We start from the raw sequence: 24,831 nt of genomic DNA, 5'->3' as shown, positions 1-24,831 counted from the left end.
TCCTCGGACCGCCTCGGACGGGGCGTACCCGCTTGCCCGAGGGACAAACGAAGCCGTCGTCAGACCACCGTTCGGCTGCTGTCGCTTGCTCGGCGAGTGATGCGTCGCGCGTCCAGCTGCTCGAGCAACGGAACCGCCACCCGGCGGGTGGTGCGCAACGCGCGGCGGGCGTCGCTGACGGTGAAGGGTTGGGGCAGCGCCGCCAGGATCTGGCGGGCGCGCTCGAACGCGTCGGGGCCCAACACGATGCCGTCGGCGATCCGTTGCAGCCGGCCGGCGCGCACTGCCGCTGCCAGCTCCCGCGGACCCAGCCTCAATTCAGCTAGCTCGGCGGCCTCGGGGGCTCGGAACGGGTCCTCGGCCAGCCACTCTTCGACCGTGCGCACCGCCTTATCGACCCGCGCCGGCAGACCGGCTCCCGGTGGCCGCACCACGCCGTCGCTCACCTCCAGGCCGGTGCCGTCAACCAGGACCGCCACCAGTTCGGCGGCCGGCAGCCCCAGCTGCTGGCGCAGGGTCTCCAACGGCATCCCCGCCGCGACGTCGTGGTCGGCGGCCCAGCGCTGCACGGCCGCAACGGCCAGCTCGCGCCGGCGCGCCCACCACTGCGGGTCCACCACCCAGTCACCCACCCGCTGACCGGCCGGCGCCACGCCCATGGCCCGTAACTGGGCGGCTCGTGCGTACGCCGGTGGCCGGACGCTGCCGCTGGCCAGTTCTTCGGCCCGGGCTCGTGCCGCGCCGCGGCGCCGCAGCGCCGGTGGCCGCACGTCGAGCACCTCGATGCCGGCGGCGATGCGGTGCTCGCCGGGGTCGCGCAGCAATCCGGCATCACCCACCCGCAGCGGCAGCGGCCGGGCCAGCCGCAGCCGCGCCCCGGTGGTCCCCAGTGGACGCACGTGTACCGGCACCGCCGCCGACCCGACGTGCAGCACCAGCTCGCGGTGCAGGTTGTCCGGCTTGCGCAACGCGACGTCGATCTCGGCGCTGTCCAGCCACGCACCCGGCGTGCGCACGGCGTCACCACGGCGAATGTCGTGGCGGTCGACGCCGCGCAGGTTGATCGCGACGCGCGCCACCGCCCCCACCTCGGTAACCTCGCGGCCCAACGTTTGCAGGCCCCGGACGGTGACCCGGCGTCCGGCGTGGTCGAGCTCGTCACCCACTCGGACGGTGCCCGCGGTGAGGGTCCCGGTGACCACGGTCCCGGCGCCGCGCACGGTGAAGGAGCGGTCCACCCACAACCGGACGTCGGCGGCCCGGTCGGGCGGCGGCAACCGGTCGAGCAAGCTGCCCAGCTCGGCGCGCACCTGGTCCAGTTCGGTGCCCAGCGCGACGGGCGGGTCGGCCAGCGACGTGGCCGCGAACTGGTGCCGCGCCTGCTCGATGGCCACCGCCGGGTCAGCGAGGTCGGCCTTGCTGATCACCAGCAGCGCGTGGCTGACGCCCAGGGCATTCAGGGCGGCGAGGTGCTCGGTCGACTGCGGCATCCAGCCTTCGGTGGCCGCCACGACGAACAGCACCGGGCTGGCCGCGGGCACCGCACCCACTCCGGCGAGCATGTTGGCCACGAAGCGTTCGTGGCCGGGTACGTCGACGAACGCCACCTGCCGCCCGTCCAGGTCGGTCCACGCGAAGCCCAGGTCGATGGTCAGGCCGCGGCGCTGCTCTTCGGCCAGCCGGTCCGGCCACATGCCGGTAAGCCGGTGCACCAGGGTCGATTTGCCGTGGTCGACGTGCCCGGCGGTGGCTATGACGAACATGCGCGTACCGCGGCCACTAGCAACTCGTCCTCGTCGGGGGCGACCGTGCGCAGGTCCAGCAGGCAGCGCCCGGCCTCGATGCGGCCCACCACCGGTGGGTCGCCGGTGCGCAGCCGCGCGGCGTACGACTCGGGCAGGCTGACCGCGGCGCTGGGGAGCCGCACCTGCGGCGCGCCGCCGCCGCCGACCGCCGCGACGGAGTCGACCGCGGTCGCGTCGGCGAGCTGGGCGGCCACGTGTTCGGCGCGGGCCCGCAGCGCGGTGACGTCGGCGCCCAGCGCCTGGGTCACCGGCGGCGGCGGCCCGGTCAAGGTGGCTTCCAGCGCCGCCAGGGTGAGCTTGTCCACACGCAGCGCGCGCGCCGCGGGATGGCGGCGTAGCCGCTCGACCAGCTCGGCATCGCCGAGCAGCAGACCGGCCTGCGGCCCGCCGAGCAGTTTGTCCCCGCTGGCGGTGACCAGGTCGGCGCCGGCGCGCAACACCGAAGTGGCATCCGGCTCGTCGGGTAGCAGCGGGTGCGGGGCCAGCAGCCCGGAGCCGATGTCGACCACCAGCGGAACCCCCAGGCCCGCCAGCTCGGCGACGTCGACCGCTGAGGTGAACCCGGTGACGTGGAAGTTCGACGGATGCACCTTGAGCACGAAACCGGTGTCCGGTCCGATGGCGTCGGTGTAGTCGCGCAGGTTGGTGCGGTTGGTGGTGCCGACCTCGCGTAGCCGCGCGCCGGTGGACGCCAACAGCTCGGGGATGCGGAACCCGTCGCCGATCTCCACCAGTTCGCCGCGGCTGAGCACGATCTCTTTGCCCGGCGCCAGGGTCAGGGCGGTCAGCAGCAACGCGGCGGCGTTGTTGTTCACCATGTGGACGCCGCCCGCCGCGGGCACCGCCCGGGCCAGCGCCGCCAAGGTGCCGCGCCCGCGGCGGGCGCGCTGCCCGGTGACCAGGTCGAACTCGACATCGGTCGCCCGGCCCGCGGTGACCACGGCGGCCAGTGCCGCCGCAGACAGCGGCGCGCGGCCCAGGTTGGTGTGCACGATTACGCCGGTCGCGTTGATCACCGGCCGCAGGCTGGACGCGGTGGCCGGCATGGCAGCCACCGCGTGGTCGGCCACCTGCTCGGGTTCGATTTCACCGGCGCGGGCCCGCTGCTGGGCGGTCGCGATCACCGACTTGACCAGTGCCCGGCCCAGCACCCGCTGGGCCTCGGCGAGGCGCGGATCGGCCAGCAGCGCGTCGGTGCCGGGCACGCGTCGGCGCGGATCGGTCATCTCAGGTACCAGGGTGGCGGAGGCGGACGGGAATCGAACCCGCCAACGGCAGCGTCTGCCGCTCGACGGTTTTGAAGACCGCGCCGGTCACCAGACCGGACACGCCTCCCTGGACCATGGCGACAATTATGGACGCCGTGACCTACCGACTGACGCAGTACGCCCACGGCGGTGGGTGCGCCTGCAAGATCCCGCCCGGCGAACTCGAAGACGTGGTCCGCGGGCTGACCGGCGCCATACCGCAGAATCCGGCCGGTGAACTCCTGGTCGGCCTGGAAACCGGCGACGACGCGGCCGTCGTGCGCATCGAGGGCGGCATCGCGCTGATCGCGACGACGGATTTCTTCACCCCCGTCGTGGACGACCCCTACGACTGGGGCCGCATTGCGGCCGCCAACGCGCTGTCCGACGTGTACGCGATGGGCGGGCGCCCGGTGGTGGCGGTCAACGTGCTGGGCTGGCCGCGCGATGTGCTGCCTTTCGAGTTGGCCGCCGAGACGTTGCGCGGCGGGGCGCAGGTGTGCGCCGCGGCGGGGTGCTTTCTGGCCGGCGGCCACAGCGTCGATGACCCAGAGCCCAAGTACGGGCTGGCGGTGACCGGAATAGCCGACCCGGACCGGTTGCTGCGCAACGACGCCGGCAAGCCCGGCACTCCGTTGTCGTTGACCAAGCCGCTGGGAATCGGCGTGCTCAACACCCGTCACAAGGCCACCGGCGAACGCTTCGACGAGGCCATCGCCGTCATGACCACCCTCAACGCCGAGGCCGCCCGCGCGGCGCTGGCGGCGGGCGCCGAGTGCGCGACCGACGTCACCGGCTTCGGCCTGCTGGGACACCTGCACAAGTTGGCCCGCGCCAGCGGTGTCACGGCGGTGATCGACGCGACCGCCGTGCCGTTCGTGGCCGGCGCGCGGGAGGCTGTGGCGGCGGGTTACGTCAGCGGCGGCACGCGGCGCAACCTGGAGTGGGTCGCCGCGCACGTGGACCTCTCGGGCGTGGACGAGGAGACCTCGCTGCTGTTGGCCGACGCGCAGACCTCCGGCGGGCTGCTGATCGCGGGTGAGATTCCCGGTGCGCCTGTTATCGGGGAACTTGTGGCGCGCCAGGAGCATTCGATTGTGGTGCGGTCTGGGTGAACCACAGCAGGTAGCCCAGCGGCGGCACCACGATCACTGCGGCGAGTCCGACGACCACCAACAGGGCGGCCAGCGTGGCGCCCGCGCCGGCGGCCTCGGCGATGCGCATCTGGTCGACCAACAGCCACGGGTACTGGCCCACCCCCCAACCGGCGACCACGGCGGTCACCGCCAGCGCCGCGGCAACCCGCGCGATCGGCACCGAGCGGCCGAACAGTGTGACGGAGAACCGGCGTCGCCACAGCAGCACCAGGGTCGCCGCGCCGGCCAGCGCCGCCACCACCAGTAGCGGGAGGGCTCGCCCCCGCAGGCCGGCGCTGAGGGTGGGCGCGTCGTGGTCCACCGGATACAGCCCGGCGAACACGATCAACCCGGCGACCGCACCGACCACCAGTGTCCGCACCCGCAGCCGCCGGGCCAGCTCGGTGTTGTCGGTGCGCACGGCGTCGGCGGTGAGAAACACCCCGGCCAGGAAAATGCACGTCGTCACCGCCAGGCCGCCCCCGACCAATGATGTCGGGTTGACCCAGGAACCCACCGGATCGCCGTAGCCCCCGGCCGGTACCCGGCCCGACGCGATGGCCCCGGCGACCGTGCCGAGGAAAAACGGCGTGATCAACGACGACCCGGCGAAGACCGCGCCGTACAGCCGAGCCTGGGAGAACGTCGCGGCGTACTTGCGGAACGCAAAGCTGGATCCGCGCAACACAATTCCGGCCAGCGCCAGCATCAACGGGGTGAACAGCGTCGTGGTGGCCGCCGCGAACGAACGCGGAAAACCCGTCCACCACATCACCAGCACGTAGATCAGCCACACGTGGTTGGCTTCCCACACCGGACCGATGCTGTGGTCGATCAGCGTGCGCACTTCCGCGCCGCGGCGGCCGCCACCGGCGGTCAGATCGTAGAAACCGGACCCGAAGTCGGCCCCGCCCAACAGTGCGTACGCGATCACCCCGACGAACATCGCGGCGGCCACCGCCGCGGCCAAGCTCATCGGTCCGCCTGGGTCTCGGCCAGCACTGCCGGCCCGTAGGGGCTGGGCAGCTCCTCCTCGCCGGCGCGCCAGCGCCGGGCCATGGAGCGCAACACCACGAACGCCGCCACCGACATCGTCAGGTAGATGACCAGCACGCCGATATAGCTCCACCACACTTCGGTGTTGGTGGTCGCCGCGTCGGTGGTGCGCAGTACCTGCCACACCGTCCACGGCTGGCGACCGACTTCGGTTGCCACCCAGCCCATTTCCAGGGCGAAGATGGCCAGCGGCCCGGCGATCACGCAGAATCGCAGGAACCAGCGGTTGTTCAGCAGGTCGCGTCCGCGCCGGCGCGCCAGCCAGAACACCACGGCCGCCAACGCCAGCAGCAGGCCGATACCGACCATCACCTGAAACGACCAGTGGGTGATGTTGACCGGCGGCCAGTCCGAACGCGGGACGCTGTCCAGGCCCGGAACGGTTCCGTTGAAGGTGCCGCGGGCGATCACCGAGCCGACGCGGGGGACGGGCACCGACCACCGCACGTCGTCGCCGACCAGGAACCCGCCAAGGCGCAGGGGAGCCGGGCCGGGTTCGTCGTGCAGCGCGAGTTCGAACGCCGCCAGTTTGGACGTCTGCTTGTTGCCCACCTGCAAGCCGAGCACGTGACCGACGAAGGGCTGGATGAGTGCCGCGACGGACGCGAACGCGAACGGGACCAGGAACCCGAGGCGGTGGTGGGCGTCGGTGCGTCCGCGTAGCAGGCCCGCGGCGTAGACGCCGGAAACGACCAGTCCGACGAGCAAGAACGCGCCCAGCCACATGTGCAGGAACTGCAACCAGGCCAACGGGTTGAACATGGCGGCCCACGGGCGCACGTCGGTGACGGTGCCGTCGCGCACGGTGAAGCCGGTCGGGTAGTTCATCCAGGAGTTGACCGCGACCACACAGAAGGATCCGACGATCCCCGACATGGCCATCGGGATCAGCATTTTCAGGTGCCATCGCGGTTGCATGCGGCCCCAGCCGTACAGGTAGAGCCCCAGGAAGATGGCCTCGGTGAAGAACGACAGACCTTCCAGCGCGAACGGCAGGCCCAGCACGTCGCCGAAGCGGCCCATCAACCCCGGCCACAGCAGGCCCATCTCGAAGCTCAACACGGTGCCGGAGACCGCGCCGATGGCGAACACCACCGCGGAGACCTTCGACCAGCGCTTGGCCAGCCGCAGCGCGGTCGGGTCGTCGCGGACGACACCGCGCCGATGCATCACATAGATCATCGTCGGGAAGGCGACACCGAAGCAGGCCAGGATGATGTGGAAGCCGAGGGACACCGCCATCTGCTGGCGCGCCGGAAACAGCGCCGGCGACTCGCCCGCCAGGGTTATGACCGTTGAGCCGAACACGTCAGGGTCCTTCGAGCTGGTCCATGCGCAGCCCCAGGGCGCGCGAGGTGCTTGCCAGGTGGGTGCGCACCGCGGTGAGCGAACGTTCCAGATCGGCGTCGCGCAGTGCCTCGGCGATATCGCGGTGCTCGTCCATGATCGTGGCCATCCGGTCCGGATCGCTGGCCGCTGATTCGCCGACCATCCGCATCTGGCGATCGCGCAACGAGGAGTAGAAGTCGCACAGGATGGCGTTACCCGCCTCTTCCAGGGTGACACCGTGGAACGCCCGATCGGCGTCGAGGAACTCGTGCCAGTCCGCCCCGGCGGCGGCGGTGCGCTGACGTTCCAACGCATCCGACAGGCGCGCGAACGCCGCCGCGCCGGCGCCGGGGCCGCGGCGCGCGATCTGGAAGACCGCGAACTGTTCCAGCACCAGCCGGGCCTCGATCACCGCGCGGACTTCGTCGGGGGAGACGGGCACCACCAGAGCACCGCGTTGCGGGTACAGACGCAACAATCCTTCGGCCTCCAGCCGTAGGAACGCCTCGCGGACCGGGGTGCGCGACATGCCGAGCGTGGTCGCGACGTCGCCCTCGCTGATCAGCTCCCCGCCAGGGAACGCCCCGGTGAGCACCTGGGTTTTGACGTAGTGCAGCGCCCGGTCTTTGGCCGTGCCCCGCTCCCGCGTCGTTTGTGCGGCCACGGCAGCCTCGCCTTCGTGCAGCTCAGTTGTATCTCAACGGTGTCTATGACGGTACAACGCCGCACCCTCTTTTGGCGCCGCCCACGCCGCGTTGACAACTGAGATACAAGATAGATACTATTTAGATATAAGAAAGCGTTTGTGCTGATAGGAGACACCATGGCTACCGCGACGCACGTTGACCTGGACCCGACCATCCCCGCGCCGATGACCAATGTCGCCGAGTTCGGTTTCGAAGGCCGGTTCGAGGATTGGGCCGACGACGCGCGGCTGTTCGAGTACTCCAAGGCCGCCAACCCCATCGGTTCGGGGCACACGCCGGCGGTGCCGATCGTCCAGTTCGGCCCCGACGTCTACGCCGACCAGCCGACCGGCGTCGTCCCCTTGGACCTGTCCGACAGGCTCGGCGTCACCGGCGGCGAGGCGACCAGCCCCGGCCTGCTGGCCAACTTCGTCCGGATCCGCGCCGGCGAGCAGATCGACACCGCGGTCAACGCCACCTCGCAGCTGTACTACGTGCTGTACGGGCACGGCGTGGCCACCGTCAACGGCCGACGGGTCAGGTGGGAGAAGGGCGACTTCTTGACCCTGCCCGCGGGTTCCCCCGCCGTCTTCGCGGCGGCCGCCGAGACCGCCATGTACTGGGTGCACGACGAGCCGCTGCTGCGCTACCTCGGTGTCGACGCGACCCGGCCCCGGTTCCGGCCCACCAAGTTCCGCCGCGCCGACGCGGTGGCCAAGCTGCAGGAAATCGCCGAGCGGCCCGGCGCCAACGACAAGAGCCGGGTTAGCGTGCTGCTGGCCAACGCCGAGCAGGAGCAGACGCTCACGATCACCCACGTGCTCTGGGCGATGTTCGGGGTGTTGCCCGCCAACCAGGTGCAGCGCGCGCACCGGCACCAGTCGGTGGCCCTCGACCTCATCCTGGACGCGCCACCGTCAGGCTGTTACACCCTGCTGGGCACCCGCCTCGATGAGCGGGGCAACATCGTGGACCCGATTCGGGTGGACTGGCAGGCCGGCGGCGCCTTCATCACTCCACCGGGCATGTGGCACGCCCACTACAACGAGACCGACACGCCCGCCCACCTGATCCCTGTCCAGGACGCCGGCCTGCAGACCTACTTGCGCAGTCTGGACATCAAGTTCACCGCGCGCCGCGACTAGCGGAGCGCCGCGGAGCCCACGGCATCAGCCAGCGAGGCGAACCCGCCGGCGCGCAGCCGGCGGGCGATGCCGTCGTGGATCTCTTTGGCCCACCGGCCCCCGCCGTAGATGAAGCCGGTATAGCCCTGCAACAGCGACGCGCCGGCGGTGATCCGCTCCCACGCGTCGTCGGCGGTCCCGATGCCACCGACGCTGATCAGCACCAGCCGATCGCCCACCCGGTCGTAGAGCCGGCGCAACACTTCCAGCGCGCGGGGTGCCACCGGCGGGCCGGAGACGCCACCGGCGCCCAGCTCTTCGGCACCCGGGGTGCGCAACCCCTGGCGTGACACCGTGGTGTTGGTGGCGACGATGCCTGCCAGGCCCAGTTCCACGGCCAGGTCCGCGATGTCGTCGATGTCGGAGTTGGACAGATCCGGTGCGATCTTCACCAGTACCGGCGTCGACGTTCGCGCGGCTTCGGTCAGCACCGCCGCCAGGATGGGGCGCAGCGCTGCCACGGCCTGCAGATCCCGCAGTCCAGGTGTGTTCGGCGAGCTGACATTGACCACCACATAGGCGGCCAACGGGCTGAGCAGCCGGGCGCTGTAGCGGTAGTCCGCCACCGCCTCGGTGGCCGAGGTGGCCTTGGACTTGCCGATGTTCACCCCGATCGGCACTTCGGGAGTGTGCTGGGCCAAGCGGATCGCCAGCGCGCCGGCGCCGTCGTTGTTGAATCCCATCCGGTTGAGCAGCGCCCGGTCGTCGGCCAGCCGGAACAGGCGCGGCGACGGATTGCCCGGCTGGGCGTGCGCGGTGACGGTGCCGATCTCGGCGTAGCCGAAACCCAGCGCCGCCCAGGTGTGCAAGCCCATGCCGTCCTTGTCGAAGCCGGCGGCCAGCCCGAGCGGCGCGGGGAACCGCACGCCGAACACCGTGCTGGCCAGCGCCGGGTCGGTCGGGCTGAGCCGGCGGTGCAGCAAACGACGCGCCGGCGCCGCGGCGGTCACCGCCCGCAGCAGGCCGAAGACCAGGGTGTGCACCCGCTCGGCGGGCAGCATGAACAGCAGGCGGCGCAGCAGGCCGTACATCGGATGACTCACTCGACGTTACAGTTCCGGCTGGTCCGGTCGGCGGTTGTCGAGCCGAGACTTCTTGCGGCGCAGCAGAACTCGCCTACTTCCGTCGGTGTACAGGCGCACCCTGGTCAGTTCCCAGCCGCGGTACTCCGCTTCGATGGAAAGCCGAATCGACGCGCTGAGCCGAGTCACTTCCGGCGGCAACCGCAACGGCACCCACTCGTATTCGTCGGACATATCGGTGTCCCACCCCGCCGGCAGCTGGCTCCTCGAACTCCTGCGCGGCGCGGTCAACGGTTACCCGCCGCGTGCTCGATGACCTGCACCCCGGCACCGGACCCCGACACGACGTACAACGTGTCCGATGCGTCGTCATAAGCCAGCGAGTTGGGTTGCTGCACGGTGGGGTAATGCACCTTTTCCACAGGTATTCCGGTCGTCAGATCGTAACCAATGACGATGTTAGACGCGGTCTGAGACACCCAGACCAACGTGCGCGACCCCGCAAGGCCGTACGGGGCCTGCCGCACCGGGTAGGCCTGACGCAGCAGCAACGGGTCCACTCCGTACACCAGCAGGTTGCCGCCGCGCGTGTCGGCGACCAGCACGCGGCCCAGCGGATCGGCGGCCAGGGTGGTGGCGCCTTCCCCGGCCCGCAGCGCCTGGCCGGCGTGGCCGTCGGCGCCGATTGTGGTCACCGATGTTTGGCCGCCATCCAGCGCGACCGCGGTATTGCCCTGTGTCACAAGGGCGTCGACGCGGGCCAACAACTCGTCGCGATGAGCGATGGAGCGTGCGTCCCCACCCAGCAGGTAGACGGCGCCGTCGGCGCTGCCCAGCACCAGCTTGCCGTCGGCGCGCCGGGCGATCGCGGTGAACTCGGCGTGTTCGGCGCCGGCCACCGTCACCTGTTCGACCCGGCCGGTGGGCAGCTCCACCCGGAAGTACGCCCCGCGCCCGGCCACGTAGGCGGTGCCGCGGCCGTCGCAGGTCAGCGCGCTGGCGGGCCCGGGCAGGGGTGTCACCCGCGGGGCGGCCGGCGCTTTGGCCAGGACGGTGATGGCCGCCGGCGCAGCCGGGTCCGGCCCGGGCGTCAACACCACCAACGCCGCGGTGCCGGCGTCGAACTGCGCCTGCTCGGGATGGCCGTCGAGCGGTTGTACCGAGCCGGCCGGCCTCTGGGTCACCGGCGGAGATACGGCGGCGTGCGCGGGTTCGATCGTGGGCGGGGCGGTTGCCAGCGGACTGGATGAACAACCCGAAACCAGGGTCAGCAAAAGAATGGCGCCGGTAAACTGCGCATGAACAGGACGTTTATGCCATTTCAGCAACCGTCGAACTCCGAATCATCGAGTTAATGATCTGATTCTAAGGAACGTTGGCGCGCCCAATTTGGCATGTTGGGCTCGTCGAGCGGTTTCCAACAGGTATCGTCGTGACTATGACCGTCATCGTTGACCGGCATATTGCAAACCACGAGTTTGCTCTCGAAGACATGTCGACGGGAATTCATGCCAGCGGTTACGGGCAGGTGGGGGACGGGCGCAGCTTTTCCTTCCATATCGAGCACCGCTCATTGGTCGTCGAAATCTACCGACCGCGACTGGCCGGCCCTGTCCCGCAGGCCGAAGACGTGGTCGCGAGGTCCGTGCGCAGCCTGGTCTACCTCGATGTGACCGACGAGCGCAGCCTGACCGCCGCCGTGCGCGACTCGGTCGCCCACGCCGTCGCCACCCTCTGACTACTCCGCTACTAGACACCGACACCAGGTACGGTCGTCGTCGTGTCTGCGGTCTCGGCGATGTCTTGGTGGCAAGTCATCGTGTTGGCCGTGGTGCAAGGCCTGACCGAGTTTCTCCCGGTATCCTCCTCGGGACACCTGGCCATCGTGTCGCGGGTCTTTTTCAGCGCCGACGCCGGCGCGTCGTTCACCGCGGTCACCCAGCTGGGCACCGAAGCCGCGGTGCTGATCTACTTCGCGCGCGACATCGTGCGCATCCTGCGGGCTTGGTTCAACGGCCTGGTGGTCACCTCCCATCGCAACTCCGACTACCGGCTGGGCTGGTACGTCATCATCGGGACCATCCCGATCTGCGTCCTGGGGCTGCTGTTCAAAAACGAAATCCGCTCCGGCGTGCGCAATCTGTGGGTGGTGGCGACAGCGCTGGTCGTGTTCTCGGCGGTGATCGCCCTGGCCGAGTACCTCGGCCGGCAGACCCGCGACATCGAGCACCTCAACTGGCGTGATGCGCTGACGGTCGGCGTCGCGCAGTGCCTGGCGCTGGTTCCCGGGGTCTCCCGATCCGGCTCGACGATCAGCGCCGGGCTGTTCCTCGGGCTGGAGCGAGAACTGGCCGCCCGCTTCGGTTTCCTGCTGGCCATACCGGCCGTTTTCGCCTCCGGCCTGTTCTCGTTGCCCGACGCGTTTCACCCGGTCACCGAGGGCATGAGCGCGACCGGTCCGCAACTGCTGGTGGCGACGTTGATCGCGTTCGTCATCGGGCTGGCCGCGGTGGCCTGGTTCCTGCGATTCCTGGTGCGGCACAACATGTATTGGTTCGTCGGCTACCGGGTGCTGGCCGGCGCGGCGGTGCTGATCTTGCTGGCGACCGGGACGGTCGCGGCGACATGACCGTCATCCTGTTGCGCCACGGCCGGTCCACCTCGAACACCGCCGGTGTGCTGGCCGGCCGTTCGGAGGGAGTCGACCTCGACGACCGGGGCCGCGAGCAGGCCGCCGGGCTGGTCGATCGGATCGGGGATCTGCCCATCAGGGCGTTGGTGAGCTCGCCGCTGCTGCGCTGTCGGCGCACGCTGGAACCACTGGCCACCGCGTTGTGCCTGGAGCCGTTGATCGACGAACGCCTCGCCGAGGTCGACTACGGGGAGTGGACCGGCCGCAAGATCAGCGAGCTGGCCAACGAGCCGTTGTGGCGGGTGGTGCAAGCCCATCCCAGCGCCGCGGTGTTTCCGGGCGGCGAGGGCCTGGCGCAGGTGCAGGCCCGGGCGGTGTCCGCCGTGCGCGAACATGACCGCAGGCTGGCCGAGCAGCACGGCGGCGACGCGCTGTGGGTGGCTTGCACTCACGGTGACGTGATCAAGGCTCTGATCGCCGACGCCTACGGTATCCACCTGGACGGCTTTCAGCGGGTCACGGCCGATCCCAGCTCGGTGAGCGTGATTCGGTACACGCCGCTGCGGCCGTTCGTATTGCACGTCAACCACACCGGCCCCCGGCTGGCGGCCGCACTGCGCGCCGCGCCGCCGCCGCGAGAGCAGCCGTCCAGCGATGCGGTGGTCGGGGGTTCCGCCGACTGAGTCACGCAACGGTGCCAACTGCACGGTATTTTGGGAAGTGCCATGGCCCGCGCAATCCACGTCTTCCGCACACCCGACCGCTTTGTGGCCGGGACCGTTGGGCAGCCCGGCAATAGAACGTTCTACATCCAGGCGGTGCACGACTCCCGGGTGGTGTCCGTGGTCCTGGAGAAGCAGCAGGTCGCGGTGCTTGCCGAGCGGATCGGAGCGCTGCTGCTAGAGGTCAATCGCAGGTTCGGCACCCCGGTTCCGCCGGAGCCTGCCGAGGTGGAAGACCTCAACCCGCTGATCATGCCCGTCGACGCCGAATTCCGGGTCGGCACGATGGGCTTGGGCTGGGATTCCGAGGCGCAGACCGTGGTGGTCGAACTGCTGGCGGTCACCGACGCGGAATTCGACGCCTCAGTCGTGCTCGACGACACCGAAGAAGGCCCCGACGCCGTGCGGGTGTTCCTGACTCCCGAGTCGGCACGACAGTTCGCCACCCGATCCAACCGCGTCATCTCGGCCGGACGTCCGCCGTGCCCGCTGTGTGAGGAGCCGCTGGATCCGGAGGGGCACATCTGCGCTCGCACCAACGGTTATCGGCGCGAGGCGCTGCTCGGGTCCAACGATGAACCCGAGGAGTGACGAACGGCAGGTATTGCGCGACGGAGAGTTGACGGTCCTGGGACGGATCCGCTCCGCGAGCAATGCCACGTTCTTGTGTGAGGCGACGGTCGGCGCCGACAGCGTGCACTGCGTGTACAAGCCGGTCGCCGGCGAGCAGCCACTGTGGGACTTCCCCGACGGGACGCTGGCCGGCCGCGAGCGCGGCGCGTACCTGGTGTCGGCGTCTCTGGGCTGGGACATCGTGCCCTACACCATCATTCGGGACGGGCCGGCCGGTCCGGGCATGGTGCAGCTGTGGGTGGAGCAGCCGGGCGACCAGGACGATTCCGGCTCGCCGCGAGGACCCGACCTGGTCGACCTGTTTCCCGCGCGCAAGCCGCGGCGCGGCTATCTGCCGGTGTTGCAGGCCTACGACTATGCCGGCGACGAAGTCGTCTTGATGCATGCCGACGACAGCCGGCTGCGGCGCATGGCGGTGTTCGACGTGCTGGTCAACAACGCCGACCGCAAGGGCGGGCACATCCTGTGCGGACTGGACGGCAAGGTCTACGGCGTCGACCACGGCGTGAGCCTGCACGTCCAGGACAAGCTGCGCACGGTGTTGTGGGGCTGGGCGGGCAAGCCCGTCGACGACGACACGTTGGCAGCGGTGGCCCGACTGGCCGACGCGGTCGGTGGACCGCTCGGCGAGGAGCTGGCGGGTCACATCACCAGTGCCGAAATCGCGGCCCTGCGGCTGCGGGCGTACGCGTTGTTGGACAATCCGGTAATGCCCACTCCCAACCGGCACCGGCCCATTCCGTGGCCGGCGTTCTAGCCGTGGGGGACCAGACCGACGCGGAGCTCGCTGCCGATCTCGCTGCCGATGCCGGGGAGTTGCTGCTGCGCGTGCGCGACGAGATGGGCTTCGGCCACCCGTGGGCGCTCGGGGACGCCGGTGACACCCTGGCGAATGCGCTGCTGCTGCGCCGGCTGCGCGAGGAGCGGCCCGGCGACGCCGTGCTCAGCGAGGAAGCCCACGACGACTTGGTGCGCCTGCAGTGCGACCGGGTATGGATCATCGATCCGCTGGATGGCACCCGCGAATTCTCCACCCGCGGGCGCGACGACTGGGCCGTGCACGTCGCGCTGTGGCAACGGCCCACCAACGGGGAACGGCAGATCACCGACGCCGCGGTCTCGCTGCCCGCGCGCGGCAACGTCGTGTACCGCAGCGACACGGTGAACGACAGCGCCGCGCCGATCGGCGTTCCCGACACGCTGCGGGTCACCGTCAGCGCCACCCGCCCGCCGCCCGTGCTGCACCGGATGCGCCAGCTGCTCGACATCGAGACCGTGCCGATCGGATCGGCGGGAGCCAAGGCGATGGCCGTGGTCGACGGCTATGTGGACGCCTACCTGCATGCCGGCGGGCAGTGGGAATGGGATTCGGCGGCGCCGGCCGGGGTGGTGATGGCCGCCGGCATGCACGCGTCCCGGCTCGACGGCTCGCCGCTGGAGTACAACCAGGCCGATCCCTACCTTCCCGACTTGCTGATGTGCCGCGCGGATGTGGCACCGGTGCTGCTGGACGCGATCTGGCGGGCGTGGCGGTAAGCCTCTGTGACGAGCCGGCGGTGCGAAGCCGGCTGCGGCCCGCATCGTCACCACGCCTAAAGTCGACGGCATGGATTCGTGGCCGTCCGCACCTCTTCCGGCGCTGCCCGGACGCGGCCCCGAGCTACGGCTCTACGACACCGCCGACCGCCAGGTTCGCCCGGTAACACCCGGCGCCAAGGCCAGCATGTACGTGTGCGGCATCACGCCTTATGACGCGACCCACCTGGGCCACGCCGCCACCTACCTTGCTTTCGATCTCATCCACCGCCTCTGGCTGGACCTCGGACACGACGTCCACTACGTGCAGAACGTCACCGACGTCGACGATCCGCTGTTCGAGCGCGCCAACCGCGACGGGGTGGACTGGCGCGAGCTCGCCGACAAAGAGGTGGCGCTCTACCGCCAGGACATGACGGCGCTGCGGGTGCTGCCGCCGCAGGAGTATGTCGCGGCCACCGAGGCGATCGCCGAGATGGTCGAACTCACCGAAAAAATGCTGGCCTCCGGCGCCGCCTACGTCGTCGACCCGGACGTCGGGGAGTATCCGGACATCTATTACCGGGCTGACGCCACACTGCAATTCGGCTACGAGTCGGGCTATGACCGAGCCACCATGCTGGACCTGTTCGAACAACGCGGCGGCGATCCCCGCCGGCCGGGCAAAACCGACGAACTCGACGCCCTGCTCTGGCGGGCCGCGCGGCCCGGGGAACCCAGCTGGCCCTCCCCGTTCGGCCCCGGCCGACCCGGCTGGCACGTCGAATGCGCGGCCATCGCGCTCAGCCGGATCGGCAGCGGCCTGGACATCCAGGGCGGCGGCAGCGACCTCATCTTCCCGCACCACGAGTTCACCGCCGCACACGCCGAATGTGTCAGCGGCGAAAGGCGATTCGCGCGCCACTACGTCCATGCCGGGATGATCGGCTGGGACGGGCACAAGATGTCCAAGAGCCGCGGCAACCTGGTGCTGGTGTCGGCGCTGCGCGCGCAGGGCATCGACCCGGCGGTGGTGCGACTCGGTCTGCTGGCCGGGCACTACCGCGCAGACCGCTATTGGAGCCAGGGCGTGCTCGACGAAGCGACGGCCCGGCTGCAGCGCTGGCGTGCCGCCACCGCGCTGCCGGCCGGACCGGACGCCGCCGACGTCATCGCCCGCCTGCGCCGGTATCTGGCCGACGACCTGGACACCCCGAAAGCCATTGCCGCACTTGACGGTTGGAGCACTGACGCGCTCGAATACGGCGGCCACGACGCGCAGGCCCCGCGATCGGTGGCGAACGCGGTCGATGCGTTACTCGGCGTCAACCTGTAGTACGTTTTCGGCCATGACATCGATGCAGGGCAAAGTCGTGTTCATCACCGGTGGTGGCCGCGGCATCGGGGCTGAAGTCGCCCGTCGGCTGCACGACAAGGGCGCCAAACTCGTGCTGACCGATGTCAGCAAAGCCGAGTTGACCAACATCGCCGACGAACTCGGAGACGACGACAGTGTGCTGACCGCGGTCGCCGACGTGCGCGATCTGTCGGCCATGCAGGCCGTCGCCGAGCAGGCCGTCGAGAAGTTCGGCGGCATCGACGTAGTCGTCGCCAATGCCGGCATCGCCAGCTACGGCTCCGTGCTCACCGTCGATCCCGTCGCCTTCAAACGGGTGCTGGACGTCAACCTGCTCGGCGTCTTCCACACCGTGCGCGCGGCCTTGCCGGCACTGATCGACCGCCGCGGGTACGTGCTGATCGTCTCCTCGCTGGCCGCGTTCGCGGCGGCTCCGGGGATGGCGGCATACGACACCACCAAGGCGGGTAACGAGCATCTTGCCCACGCGTTGCGGCTGGAGGTCGCTCACCTGGGCGTCAGTGTCGGCTCGGCGCACATGTCCTGGATCGACACCGCCCTGGTTCGCGACACGAAGGGCGACTTGCCTGCCTTCGGCGAACTCCTGGCGAAGCTGCCCTGGCCGTTGAACAAAACCACCTCGGTCGACAAATGTGCGGCCGCCTTCGTCAAGGGCATCGAGGGCCGCAAGGACCGCGTGTACTGCCCGGGGTGGGTGGGCCTGTTTCGTTGGCTCAAGCCGGTGTTGTCCACTCGCGTCGGTGAGCTGCCCGTCCTGAGGACCGCTGCCGACGTCATGCCGAAGTTGGACGCCCAAGTCGCCGCGCTGGGGCGGTACACCAGCTCCTATAACCACGGTCTGGAGAATTCCTAGCCCGTGAAGGTGGCCATCTGCGGTGCCGGGATCGCCGGGCTCACCCTGGCTGAGCGGCTGTCGCGGCTGGGCGCCGACGTCGTCGTGCTGGAGCGCGCACCGGGTCCCCGCGAGCAGGGCTACCTGATCGACTTCTTCGGCGCCGGCTACGACGCCGCCGAAGTCATCGGTGTCCTGCCCGCCATCCAGGACGCCGCCTACCGGATCGACGAGGCCAGCCTGATCGACGGGAACGGCCGCCGCCGCGCCGCCCTGCCGTACCGGCATATCACGGCGGCGCTGGACGGACGGCTGTGCAGCATCATGCGGCCCGACCTGGAAAAGGCGTTGCGCGACAACCTGCCCGACGACGTCGACCTGCGCTTCGGGGCCGCGGTGTCGGCGGTGTCCAACCGGGACGACGGCGTGACGGTGACGCTGCACGACGGCGAGGAGATCCACGCCGATCTGCTGGTCGGCGCGGACGGTATCCATTCGACCGTGCGCGCCCTGGTCTTCGGTGCGGAGTCCCAGTACCTGCGCTACCTCGGATTCCACACCGCCGCCTTCGTCTTCGACGCTCCTGACGTGCAGCAAGCGGCCGGCGACCGGGTCGTGCTGACCGACACCATCGACCGCCAACTGGGCTGCTACGGGCTGCGCGATGGCCGCGTCGCCGCATTCGCGCTGCACCGCACCCCCGACCTCGAACTGCCCGCCGACACCCGGGCGGCTCTCCGCGACAGTTACGCCGACCTGGGCTGGCTGGTGCCACAGGTACTGCAACACAGCCCACCGTCGGAGGAGATCTACTACGACCAGGTGGCGCAGATCGAGATGCCGGCCTGGCGCAAGGACCGGGTGGTGCTGATCGGCGACGCCTGCTCGGCGGTGTCGGTGCTGGCCGGTCAAGGCGCATCGCTGGCCGTCGCCGCCGCCTACGTCCTGGCCGAGCAGCTGCGCCTGACGTCCTCGCTGGACCGCGCGCTGGACTTCTACGAGCGGCTGTGGCGTCCGGTGATCGAAGAAAAGCAGGAAGCGGGTCGCGACGCCGCCAACAGATTCCTGCCGACATCGTCGTCGCAGCGGCGCATGCGCCGCGCCGCGCTGCGGATGAGCTGGCTTCCGATGGTCAACCGGCGCATCGTCGCGGCGTTGGTCGGGGAACCCACCGCGGTGGTCGCGATGCTGCGCCGCGGCACCGAGGAGGAGACCTAGCGGCTCAGAAGCCCGGTCGGCGCCGGCGTAAATACCGCTCGAATTCTGCGGCCAGCGCGTCGCCGTCGATCTTGCCCAGCGCGTCGTTGATGTCGACGGCCGCGTCGCCGTGCTGTTCCAGGGACTGCACGTAGGCGGCCAGCTCCTCGTCGTCGGAGGCCATCTCGGTGATCTCCTGCTCCCACGCCTCGGCCTGCACCGGCAGGTCGGCCAGCGGTACCTCGACGTCCAGCACGTCTTCCACGCGTCGCAGCAGCGCGACCGTGGCCTTGGGGTTGGGTGGCTGCGACACGTAGTGCGGCACCGCCGCCCAGAACGTCACCGCCGGGATACCCGCTGCCACGCACGCGTACTGAAACACCCCGGCAATGCCCGTCGGCCCCTCGTAGCGGGTTTCCTCCAGACCGAAGATCCGCGCCGATTCGGAGGAGTACGCCGCCCCCGACACCGGCACCGGCCGGGTGTGCGGGGTGTCGGCCAACAGCGCGCCCAGGATGACCACCGTGTCCACGTTGAGCTTGTCGATCACGGCCAGTAACTCGTCGCAGAAGGTGCGCCAACGCATGTTGGGCTCCACCCCGTTCATCAGCACGACGTCGCGGTCGCTGCCCGGCGGCCGGCAATGCGAGATCCGCATCGCCGGCCATTCCAACTCCCGGGTCACCCCGTCGACTTGGCGGATGACCGGGCGGTTCACCTGATAGTCGTAGTAGGCCTCGTCGTCGATCTCCACGATCGGCGACGCCTGCCAGGTCGCGGCCAAGTGCGAGACAGCATCGGTGGCCGCGTCGCCGGCGTCGTTCCAGCCCTCGAACGCCGCCACGACGACGGTGTTGTGCAGGTTGGGCAGCGTTGTCACGAATTCAGCCTACGGCTTCCGACGCAGCGTTTATGTCGACCAGCACCCCCGCGCTCAGCTGTCAGTGCGCTGTTAACGGCCGAAGCGACTCCATAGCGCGACTATCCTTGCCATGTGACTTCCGCTAACAAGCCCCACTACGACACCGATCTGCTCGACGTTTTGTCGCAGCGAGTAGTGGTGGGCGACGGCGCGATGGGCACCCAGTTGCAGGCCGCGGACCTCACTCTCGATGACTTCCGCGGCCTCGAGGGCTGCAACGAGATCCTCAACGAAACCCGCCCTGACGTGCTGGAAACCATCCACCGCAACTATTTCGAGGCCGGCGCGGACGCCGTCGAGACCAACACGTTCGGCTGCAACCTGTCCAACCTCGGCGACTACGACATCGCCGACCGGATCAGGGACCTCTCCGAGCGCGGCACCGCCATCGCGCGCCGGGTCGCCGACGAGCTGGCCAGCCCCGACCGTAAGCGCTATGTGTTGGGCTCGATGGGTCCGGGCACCAAGCTGCCCACCCTCGGGCACACCGAGTACGCGGTGATCCGCGACGCCTACACCGAGGCCGCCCTCGGCATGCTCGACGGCGGCGCCGACGCCATCCTCGTCGAGACCTGCCAGGACCTGCTACAACTCAAGGCCGCGGTCCTGGGCTCGCGGCGGGCGATGAAGCAGGCCGGCCGCCACATCCCGGTGTTCGCCCACGTCACCGTGGAAACCACCGGCACCATGCTGCTGGGCAGTGAAATCGGTGCGGCGTTGACCGCCGTTGAGCCGCTCGGCGTCGACATGATCGGCCTCAACTGCGCGACCGGCCCCGCCGAGATGAGCGAGCACCTGCGCTACCTGTCTCGGCACGCCCGCATCCCGGTGTCGGTGATGCCCAACGCCGGACTGCCGGTGCTGGGCGCCAAGGGCGCGGAGTATCCGCTGCAGCCCGACGAACTTGCCGAGGCGCTGGCCACCTTCATCTCCGAGTTCGGGCTGTCACTGGTCGGCGGCTGCTGTGGCACCACCCCCGCCCACATCCGCGAGGTCGCCGCCGCCGTCGCCTCCTTCAACGACGGCACCAAACAGCGCGGCGAGCGGCAGGTCAGCTTCGAGCCGTCGGTGTCCTCGCTGTACACCGCCGTTCCGTTCGAGCAGGAATCTTCGGTGCTGGTCATCGGCGAGCGCACGAACGCCAACGGCTCCAAGGGATTCCGTGAGGCGATGATCGCCGAGGACTACCAGAAGTGCCTCGACATCGCCAAGGACCAGACCCGCGACGGCGCCCACATGCTCGACCTGTGCGTCGACTACGTGGGCCGCGACGGCGCCGCCGACATGAAAGCGCTGGCCAGCCGGCTGGCGACGTCGTCGACACTGCCGATCATGCTGGACTCGACCGAAACCCCCGTGCTGCTAGCCGGATTGGAGCACCTGGGTGGCCGCTGCGCGGTCAACTCGGTGAACTACGAGGACGGCGACGGCCCGGAATCGCGGTTCCACAAGACCATGGAACTGGTCGCCGAGCACGGTGCCGCGGTGGTCGCGCTGACCATCGACGAAGAGGGGCAGGCCCGCACCGCCGAGAAGAAGGTGCAGATCGCCGAACGGCTGATCGACGACATCACCGGCAACTGGGGCGTCGACGAATCCTCCATCCTCATCGACACTTTGACGTTCACCATCGCCACCGGCCAGGAAGAGTCACGTCGCGACGGCATCGAAACGATCGAAGCCATCCGGCAACTCAAGCAGCGCCATCCTCAGGTGCAAACCACGCTCGGGTTGTCCAACATCTCGTTCGGCTTGAATCCCGCTGCGCGCCAAGTGCTCAACTCGGTGTTTCTGCACGAATGCCAGGAAGCGGGACTGGACTCCGCGATCGTGCACGCGTCGAAGATCCTGCCGATGAACCGGATTCCCGACGAGCAGCGACAGGTCGCCCTGGATCTGATCTATGACCGCCGCCGCCCCGAGGACGAGTACGACCCGCTGCAGGAGCTCATGCGGCTGTTCGAGGGCGTCTCGGCGGCCTCGTCGAAGGAATCGCGCGCCGCCGAACTGGCCAAACTGCCGCTGTTCGAACGGCTTGCGCAACGCATTGTCGACGGCGAACGCAACGGCCTGGACGCCGACCTCGACGAGGCGATGACACAGAAGCCCCCGCTGGCGATCATCAACGAGAACCTGCTGGCCGGCATGAAAACCGTTGGCGAACTGTTCGGTTCGGGTCAGATGCAGCTGCCCTTCGTGTTGCAGTCCGCCGAGGTGATGAAAGCCGCGGTCGCCTACCTGGAACCGCACATGGAGAAGGCGGAGGACGACGCCGGCAAGGGGCGCATCGTGCTGGCCACCGTCAAGGGCGACGTCCATGACATCGGCAAGAACCTCGTCGACATCATCTTGAGCAACAACGGCTACGAGGTGGTCAACATCGGCATCAAGCAGCCGATCGCCACCATCCTGGAAGTCGCCGAAGACAAAAGCGCCGACGTGGTGGGCATGTCGGGTCTGCTGGTGAAATCCACCGTGGTGATGAAAGAAAACCTCGAGGAGATGAACGCTCGGGGCGTCGCCGAGAAGTTTCCGGTCGTGCTCGGCGGTGCGGCGTTGACCCGCAGCTACGTCGAGAACGACCTGGCCGAGGTCTACGAGGGCGAAGTGCATTATGCGCGCGACGCTTTCGAGGGCTTGAAGCTGATGGACACCATCATGAGCGCCAAGCGCGGTGAGGGTCCGGATCCCGACAGCCCGGAGGCCGTCGCCGCCCGCAAGAAAGAAGCCGAACGCAAGGCGCGCCACGAGCGGTCCAAACGCATTGCTGCCCAACGCAAAGCCGCCGAAGAGCCGGTCCAGGTGCCGGAACGTTCCGACGTCGCCGCCGATATCGAGGTACCGACGCCGCCGTTCTGGGGCTCGCGGATCGTCAAGGGTCTGGCGATGGCCGAATACACCGGCCTGCTCGACGAGCGCGCCTTGTTCCTGGGGCAGTGGGGATTACGCGGGCAGCGTGGCGGAGAGGGGCCGTCGTACGAGGAGCTGGTGGAGACCGAAGGCCGGCCGCGGCTGCGGTACTGGCTGGACCGGTTGTCCACCGACGGCATCCTGGCGCACGCGGCAGTGGTGTACGGCTACTACCCGGCGGTGTCCGAGGGCGACGACGTGGTGGTCCTGGCCAGCCCCGAACCCGACGCGCAGGAGCGCTACCGGTTCACTTTCCCGCGCCAGCAGCGCGGCCGGTTCTTGTGCATCGCCGACTTCATTCGGTCACGCAAGCTGGCGACCGAACGCGGGCAGGTCGACGTGCTGCCCTTCCAGTTGGTGACGATGGGCCGGCCCATCGCCGACTTCGCCAACGAGTTGTTCGCGGCGAACGCATACCGCGATTACCTCGAAGTGCACGGCATCGGCGTGCAGCTGACCGAAGCGCTGGCCGAGTACTGGCACAAACGCATCCGCGAAGAGCTCAAGTTCTCCGGCGATCGGGCGGTGGCCGCCGACGACCCGGAATCCGTCGAAGACTACTTCAAGCTGGAGTACCGCGGTGCCCGCTTCGCCTTCGGTTACGGCGCCTGCCCCAACCTGGAGGACCGGGCGAAGATGATGGAGCTGCTCGACCCCGGCCGCATCGGCGTGACCCTGTCCGAGGAACTGCAGTTGCATCCCGAGCAATCCACCGACGCGTTCGTGCTGCACCACCCCGAGGCCAAGTACTTCAACGTGTAGCCGGAGCCGCTCTCCACCCTTCATCCCGACCGCACCGGTTGACTTGACATCGGTAGAGTCAGGGGTCACTGTTACACGGACTGGTTCAGTGGCCGGAGGAGACGCAGCATGACCCCAGCGGATGCCCACATTCTGGTGACCGGCGCGACCGGACGTCACGGCGCCACCGGCGCCCACGTCGCCCGCCGACTGCTCGAAGAGGGCTGCACGGTAAGGGTTCTGGCGCGAGCCCACAGTGACCGTACCGACGCGCTGGCCATGGCGGGAGCAGAGGTGGTCACCGGCGACCTGCATGATCGGCGCACGCTGCTGCCCGCGCTCGCCGACGTCGGGCTCGCGTACTTCACCTACCCGGTGGCCGCTGGCGTGGTGAGCGCCGCAGCCAACTACAGCGCCGCCGTACGAGAGGCCGGACATAACATTCGGACGGTGGTGATGTCGATGGCGCCGGCGCACCCGTCACACCCCAGTGAGTTGGGCCGCGCGCAGTGGCTGGCTGAAGAAGTAATGAGCTGGGCGGGGCTCGAGACGCTGGTCCTACGTGTTGCAGCCACTTTCCACGAGAACATCCCGGCGCTGCACGGTGACTCGATCCGCAAAACCGGTGTGCTGCGAAACTGTTTCGGAGACAGTCCTGTTGGGTGGATCAGTGGCAGCGATGCGGGAGAACTGGCGGTCGCGGCACTGCTGCACCCCGATCGCTTCGACGGTCCTGTCTGTTACCCCGCGGGATCCGAGGCGTTCAACCACATCGACATCGCCCAGATCCTCACCCAGGAACTCAACAGACCGATCACATACCAGGCCATTTCGCGTGACGACTGGCAGCAAGAGTTGCTCGCTGTGGCGCAGACCGACCCGCACGGCGTGGTCAATTCCGCAATGGCAGCCCACATTTCGAACGTCGGAGAGGCCGTCGCACAGCGCGGCGCCGCGCCGGCCGATCCCATTGCGTTGAGCCGGCTCATCGGCCGAACGCCGATCACCTTGCGGGACTTCGTCCGCCGCAACCGCGCCGCCTTCGAGACGACTGACTATGCCGCAGTAAGGTCAGCCGGTAGCCTGGTGACATGAGTTCAGCCCCTGACGCGATGACGCTGCTGGGTCGTCTCGCCGACGGTGACCGCACCGGCTACCGCGAAGTCTGTCCTATCGAACGTGCCCTGGACACCATCGGAACCCGTTCGGCGCTCATTATCTTGCGCGAAGCGTTCTGGGGAACCAAGCGATTCGAAGACTTCGCGCAGCGCGCCGGTGTCACCGAGCAGATTGCGGCCACCCGGCTCAAACAACTCGTCGACGCCGGCGTCATGGCCAAGCAGCCCTACAAGACACCGGGGCAGCGCACCCGCTATGAATACGTGCTCACCGGACGCGGCCGCCAACTGTTCCCGGTCCTGGTCAGCCTCATCGAATTCGGGTTGCTGCTGCAGGGCGATGCGAAACGGTTGGACCTGATCCACGGCGAGGGCTGCGGCGCATCGGTGGTTGCCCACGTGCAATGTGTGGAAGGCCATACCGTCCCGCTCGCGCAAACTGAGGCGCGCATCCGACCGAGAAGGAAGCGCTGAGCTGAGCTCGTGAAATAATCGCTGGCCGTGAAGACCTTCGAGGATCTGTTCGCCGAACTCGGCGAGCGTGCCCGCACCCGGCCGGCCGGCAGCGCCACGGTGGCTGCCCTGGACGCCGGCGTGCATGCGTTGGGCAAAAAGATTCTGGAGGAAGCCGGTGAGGTGTGGTTGGCCGCCGAGCACGAGCCCAACGAAGCGCTGGCCGAAGAGATCAGCCAGTTGTGGTACTGGACGCAGGTGCTGATGATCGCGCGCGGACTGTCCCTTGAAGACGTCTACCGGAAGTTATGAG

General features: G+C 69.0%; 24 protein-coding genes and 1 tRNA gene. 15 read left to right on the top strand and 10 right to left on the bottom strand.

Annotated features, from left to right (window positions below):
* Nucleotides 1-59: 59 nt before the first annotated feature.
* From I2456_RS15345 to I2456_RS15335, 3 genes are all read right to left on the bottom strand, one after another.
* Nucleotides 60-1,763 carry a SelB domain-containing protein gene (locus I2456_RS15345; protein ID WP_085075444.1) on the bottom strand — a complete coding sequence of 568 codons (1,704 nt, stop codon included), beginning with the start codon at nucleotides 1,761-1,763 and terminating at the stop codon, nucleotides 60-62.
* Nucleotides 1,751-3,031, bottom strand: a complete 1,281-nt coding sequence (gene selA / locus I2456_RS15340) for an L-seryl-tRNA(Sec) selenium transferase (protein WP_085075443.1) — start codon at nucleotides 3,029-3,031, stop codon at nucleotides 1,751-1,753. Before selA ends, I2456_RS15345 begins: the two co-directional genes overlap by 13 nt.
* 14 nt (nucleotides 3,032-3,045) lie before the next feature.
* Nucleotides 3,046-3,140, bottom strand: a tRNA-Sec gene (locus tag I2456_RS15335).
* A gap of 28 nt (nucleotides 3,141-3,168) precedes the next feature.
* Here I2456_RS15335 and selD point away from each other — a divergent pair.
* Nucleotides 3,169-4,167, top strand: coding sequence for a selenide, water dikinase SelD (selD, locus tag I2456_RS15330; protein ID WP_139823318.1), 999 nt, complete (start codon nucleotides 3,169-3,171; stop codon nucleotides 4,165-4,167).
* On the opposite strand, the gene I2456_RS15325 is transcribed toward selD, so the two are convergent.
* Genes I2456_RS15325 through I2456_RS15315 form a run of 3 tightly spaced genes read right to left on the bottom strand, consistent with a single transcriptional unit; the run spans nucleotide 4,112 to nucleotide 7,237 of the window.
* Complete coding sequence (locus I2456_RS15325) at nucleotides 4,112-5,164, bottom strand: cytochrome d ubiquinol oxidase subunit II (RefSeq protein WP_085075441.1); 1,053 nt, start codon at nucleotides 5,162-5,164, stop codon at nucleotides 4,112-4,114. The two genes, selD and I2456_RS15325, sit on opposite strands and share 56 nt — an antisense overlap.
* Nucleotides 5,161-6,552 (bottom strand): cytochrome ubiquinol oxidase subunit I, encoded by a 1,392-nt coding sequence (locus I2456_RS15320; RefSeq protein WP_241007721.1) that lies wholly within the window; start codon nucleotides 6,550-6,552, stop codon nucleotides 5,161-5,163. The genes I2456_RS15325 and I2456_RS15320 overlap by 4 nt, the downstream gene beginning before the upstream one ends.
* A gap of 1 nt (nucleotide 6,553) precedes the next feature.
* Nucleotides 6,554-7,237 carry a GntR family transcriptional regulator gene (locus I2456_RS15315; protein WP_085075440.1) on the bottom strand — a complete coding sequence of 228 codons (684 nt, stop codon included), beginning with the start codon at nucleotides 7,235-7,237 and terminating at the stop codon, nucleotides 6,554-6,556.
* 159 nt (nucleotides 7,238-7,396) lie between these two features.
* Between I2456_RS15315 and I2456_RS15310 the strand changes: the two genes are divergently transcribed.
* On the top strand, nucleotides 7,397-8,404 hold the full coding sequence (locus I2456_RS15310; RefSeq protein WP_085075439.1) for a cupin domain-containing protein: 1,008 nt from the start codon (nucleotides 7,397-7,399) through the stop codon (nucleotides 8,402-8,404).
* On the opposite strand, the gene I2456_RS15305 is transcribed toward I2456_RS15310, so the two are convergent.
* The 3 genes from I2456_RS15305 to I2456_RS15295 are packed head-to-tail and all read right to left on the bottom strand — an operon-like array spanning nucleotide 8,401 to nucleotide 10,793.
* Entirely contained in the window at nucleotides 8,401-9,474 is a 1,074-nt protein-coding gene (locus tag I2456_RS15305; protein ID WP_085075438.1) for a quinone-dependent dihydroorotate dehydrogenase, read from the bottom strand. The two genes, I2456_RS15310 and I2456_RS15305, sit on opposite strands and share 4 nt — an antisense overlap.
* An 18-nt stretch (nucleotides 9,475-9,492) precedes the next feature.
* Complete coding sequence (locus I2456_RS15300) at nucleotides 9,493-9,756, bottom strand: DUF5703 family protein (RefSeq protein ID WP_068033352.1); 264 nt, start codon at nucleotides 9,754-9,756, stop codon at nucleotides 9,493-9,495.
* Complete coding sequence (locus tag I2456_RS15295) at nucleotides 9,753-10,793, bottom strand: YncE family protein (protein WP_085075437.1); 1,041 nt, start codon at nucleotides 10,791-10,793, stop codon at nucleotides 9,753-9,755. The genes I2456_RS15300 and I2456_RS15295 overlap by 4 nt, the downstream gene beginning before the upstream one ends.
* Nucleotides 10,794-10,903: 110 nt before the next feature.
* Between I2456_RS15295 and I2456_RS15290 the strand changes: the two genes are divergently transcribed.
* The 9 genes from I2456_RS15290 to I2456_RS15250 all read left to right on the top strand — a co-directional run bounded on the left by I2456_RS15290 (nucleotide 10,904) and on the right by I2456_RS15250 (nucleotide 18,395).
* A complete protein-coding gene (locus tag I2456_RS15290; RefSeq protein WP_068033354.1) occupies nucleotides 10,904-11,203 on the top strand; it encodes a hypothetical protein in 300 nt (99 codons plus the stop codon).
* A gap of 60 nt (nucleotides 11,204-11,263) precedes the next feature.
* A complete protein-coding gene (locus I2456_RS15285; RefSeq protein ID WP_068033355.1) occupies nucleotides 11,264-12,094 on the top strand; it encodes an undecaprenyl-diphosphate phosphatase in 831 nt (276 codons plus the stop codon).
* Nucleotides 12,091-12,780, top strand: a complete 690-nt coding sequence (locus I2456_RS15280; protein ID WP_068033356.1) for a histidine phosphatase family protein — start codon at nucleotides 12,091-12,093, stop codon at nucleotides 12,778-12,780. The genes I2456_RS15285 and I2456_RS15280 overlap by 4 nt, the downstream gene beginning before the upstream one ends.
* A 42-nt stretch (nucleotides 12,781-12,822) precedes the next feature.
* Nucleotides 12,823-13,410 carry a DUF3090 domain-containing protein gene (locus I2456_RS15275; protein ID WP_068163014.1) on the top strand — a complete coding sequence of 196 codons (588 nt, stop codon included), beginning with the start codon at nucleotides 12,823-12,825 and terminating at the stop codon, nucleotides 13,408-13,410.
* Nucleotides 13,394-14,209, top strand: coding sequence for an SCO1664 family protein (locus I2456_RS15270; protein ID WP_068033358.1), 816 nt, complete (start codon nucleotides 13,394-13,396; stop codon nucleotides 14,207-14,209). The genes I2456_RS15275 and I2456_RS15270 overlap by 17 nt, the downstream gene beginning before the upstream one ends.
* Nucleotides 14,194-14,988 (top strand): 3'(2'),5'-bisphosphate nucleotidase CysQ, encoded by a 795-nt coding sequence (locus I2456_RS15265; protein ID WP_068033359.1) that lies wholly within the window; start codon nucleotides 14,194-14,196, stop codon nucleotides 14,986-14,988. The genes I2456_RS15270 and I2456_RS15265 overlap by 16 nt, the downstream gene beginning before the upstream one ends.
* Nucleotides 14,989-15,058: 70 nt before the next feature.
* Nucleotides 15,059-16,303: a cysteine--1-D-myo-inosityl 2-amino-2-deoxy-alpha-D-glucopyranoside ligase gene (gene mshC, locus I2456_RS15260; RefSeq protein ID WP_085075436.1), complete on the top strand. Its 1,245-nt coding sequence runs from the start codon at nucleotides 15,059-15,061 to the stop codon at nucleotides 16,301-16,303.
* A 13-nt stretch (nucleotides 16,304-16,316) separates the two neighbouring features.
* Nucleotides 16,317-17,198, top strand: a complete 882-nt coding sequence (locus I2456_RS15255; RefSeq protein ID WP_085075435.1) for an SDR family oxidoreductase — start codon at nucleotides 16,317-16,319, stop codon at nucleotides 17,196-17,198.
* 3 nt (nucleotides 17,199-17,201) lie between these two features.
* Nucleotides 17,202-18,395 carry an FAD-dependent monooxygenase gene (locus I2456_RS15250; protein ID WP_085075434.1) on the top strand — a complete coding sequence of 398 codons (1,194 nt, stop codon included), beginning with the start codon at nucleotides 17,202-17,204 and terminating at the stop codon, nucleotides 18,393-18,395.
* Between the two features lie 4 nt (nucleotides 18,396-18,399).
* On the opposite strand, the gene I2456_RS15245 is transcribed toward I2456_RS15250, so the two are convergent.
* Nucleotides 18,400-19,254, bottom strand: a complete 855-nt coding sequence (locus I2456_RS15245; RefSeq protein WP_174814242.1) for a PAC2 family protein — start codon at nucleotides 19,252-19,254, stop codon at nucleotides 18,400-18,402.
* 114 nt (nucleotides 19,255-19,368) lie between these two features.
* On the opposite strand from I2456_RS15245, the gene metH reads away from it, so the two are divergent.
* From metH to I2456_RS15225, 4 genes are all read left to right on the top strand, one after another.
* Nucleotides 19,369-22,968: a methionine synthase gene (metH, locus tag I2456_RS15240; RefSeq protein WP_085075433.1), complete on the top strand. Its 3,600-nt coding sequence runs from the start codon at nucleotides 19,369-19,371 to the stop codon at nucleotides 22,966-22,968.
* A 108-nt stretch (nucleotides 22,969-23,076) separates the two neighbouring features.
* On the top strand, nucleotides 23,077-24,042 hold the full coding sequence (locus tag I2456_RS15235) for an NmrA family NAD(P)-binding protein (protein ID WP_085075432.1): 966 nt from the start codon (nucleotides 23,077-23,079) through the stop codon (nucleotides 24,040-24,042).
* Nucleotides 24,039-24,539, top strand: a complete 501-nt coding sequence (locus tag I2456_RS15230) for a winged helix-turn-helix transcriptional regulator (protein ID WP_241007719.1) — start codon at nucleotides 24,039-24,041, stop codon at nucleotides 24,537-24,539. The genes I2456_RS15235 and I2456_RS15230 overlap by 4 nt, the downstream gene beginning before the upstream one ends.
* A 21-nt stretch (nucleotides 24,540-24,560) precedes the next feature.
* Nucleotides 24,561-24,830 (top strand): phosphoribosyl-ATP diphosphatase, encoded by a 270-nt coding sequence (locus I2456_RS15225; RefSeq protein ID WP_241007996.1) that lies wholly within the window; start codon nucleotides 24,561-24,563, stop codon nucleotides 24,828-24,830.
* Nucleotide 24,831: the final 1 nt, after the last annotated feature.

The organism is Mycobacterium kubicae (assembly GCF_015689175.1).
GTDB lineage: Bacteria > Actinomycetota > Actinomycetes > Mycobacteriales > Mycobacteriaceae > Mycobacterium > Mycobacterium kubicae.
This window is presented reverse-complemented; position numbering and strand designations above follow the sequence as displayed.

Bases quoted from the DNA above. Each gene is read 5' to 3' on its own strand.
- I2456_RS15345 (WP_085075444.1), bottom strand. From the start codon at position 1,763: ATGTTCGTCATAGCCACCGCCGGGCACGTCGACCACGGCAAATCGACC.
- selA (WP_085075443.1), bottom strand. From the start codon at position 3,031: ATGACCGATCCGCGCCGACGCGTGCCCGGCACCGACGCGCTGCTGGCC.
- I2456_RS15325 (WP_085075441.1), bottom strand. From the start codon at position 5,164: ATGAGCTTGGCCGCGGCGGTGGCCGCCGCGATGTTCGTCGGGGTGATC.
- I2456_RS15310 (WP_085075439.1), top strand. From the start codon at position 7,397: ATGGCTACCGCGACGCACGTTGACCTGGACCCGACCATCCCCGCGCCG.
- I2456_RS15305 (WP_085075438.1), bottom strand. From the start codon at position 9,474: ATGTACGGCCTGCTGCGCCGCCTGCTGTTCATGCTGCCCGCCGAGCGG.
- I2456_RS15290 (WP_068033354.1), top strand. From the start codon at position 10,904: ATGACCGTCATCGTTGACCGGCATATTGCAAACCACGAGTTTGCTCTC.
- I2456_RS15285 (WP_068033355.1), top strand. From the start codon at position 11,264: ATGTCTTGGTGGCAAGTCATCGTGTTGGCCGTGGTGCAAGGCCTGACC.
- I2456_RS15280 (WP_068033356.1), top strand. From the start codon at position 12,091: ATGACCGTCATCCTGTTGCGCCACGGCCGGTCCACCTCGAACACCGCC.
- I2456_RS15275 (WP_068163014.1), top strand. From the start codon at position 12,823: ATGGCCCGCGCAATCCACGTCTTCCGCACACCCGACCGCTTTGTGGCC.
- I2456_RS15270 (WP_068033358.1), top strand. From the start codon at position 13,394: ATGAACCCGAGGAGTGACGAACGGCAGGTATTGCGCGACGGAGAGTTG.
- mshC (WP_085075436.1), top strand. From the start codon at position 15,059: ATGGATTCGTGGCCGTCCGCACCTCTTCCGGCGCTGCCCGGACGCGGC.
- I2456_RS15255 (WP_085075435.1), top strand. From the start codon at position 16,317: ATGACATCGATGCAGGGCAAAGTCGTGTTCATCACCGGTGGTGGCCGC.
- I2456_RS15235 (WP_085075432.1), top strand. From the start codon at position 23,077: ATGACCCCAGCGGATGCCCACATTCTGGTGACCGGCGCGACCGGACGT.
- I2456_RS15230 (WP_241007719.1), top strand. From the start codon at position 24,039: ATGAGTTCAGCCCCTGACGCGATGACGCTGCTGGGTCGTCTCGCCGAC.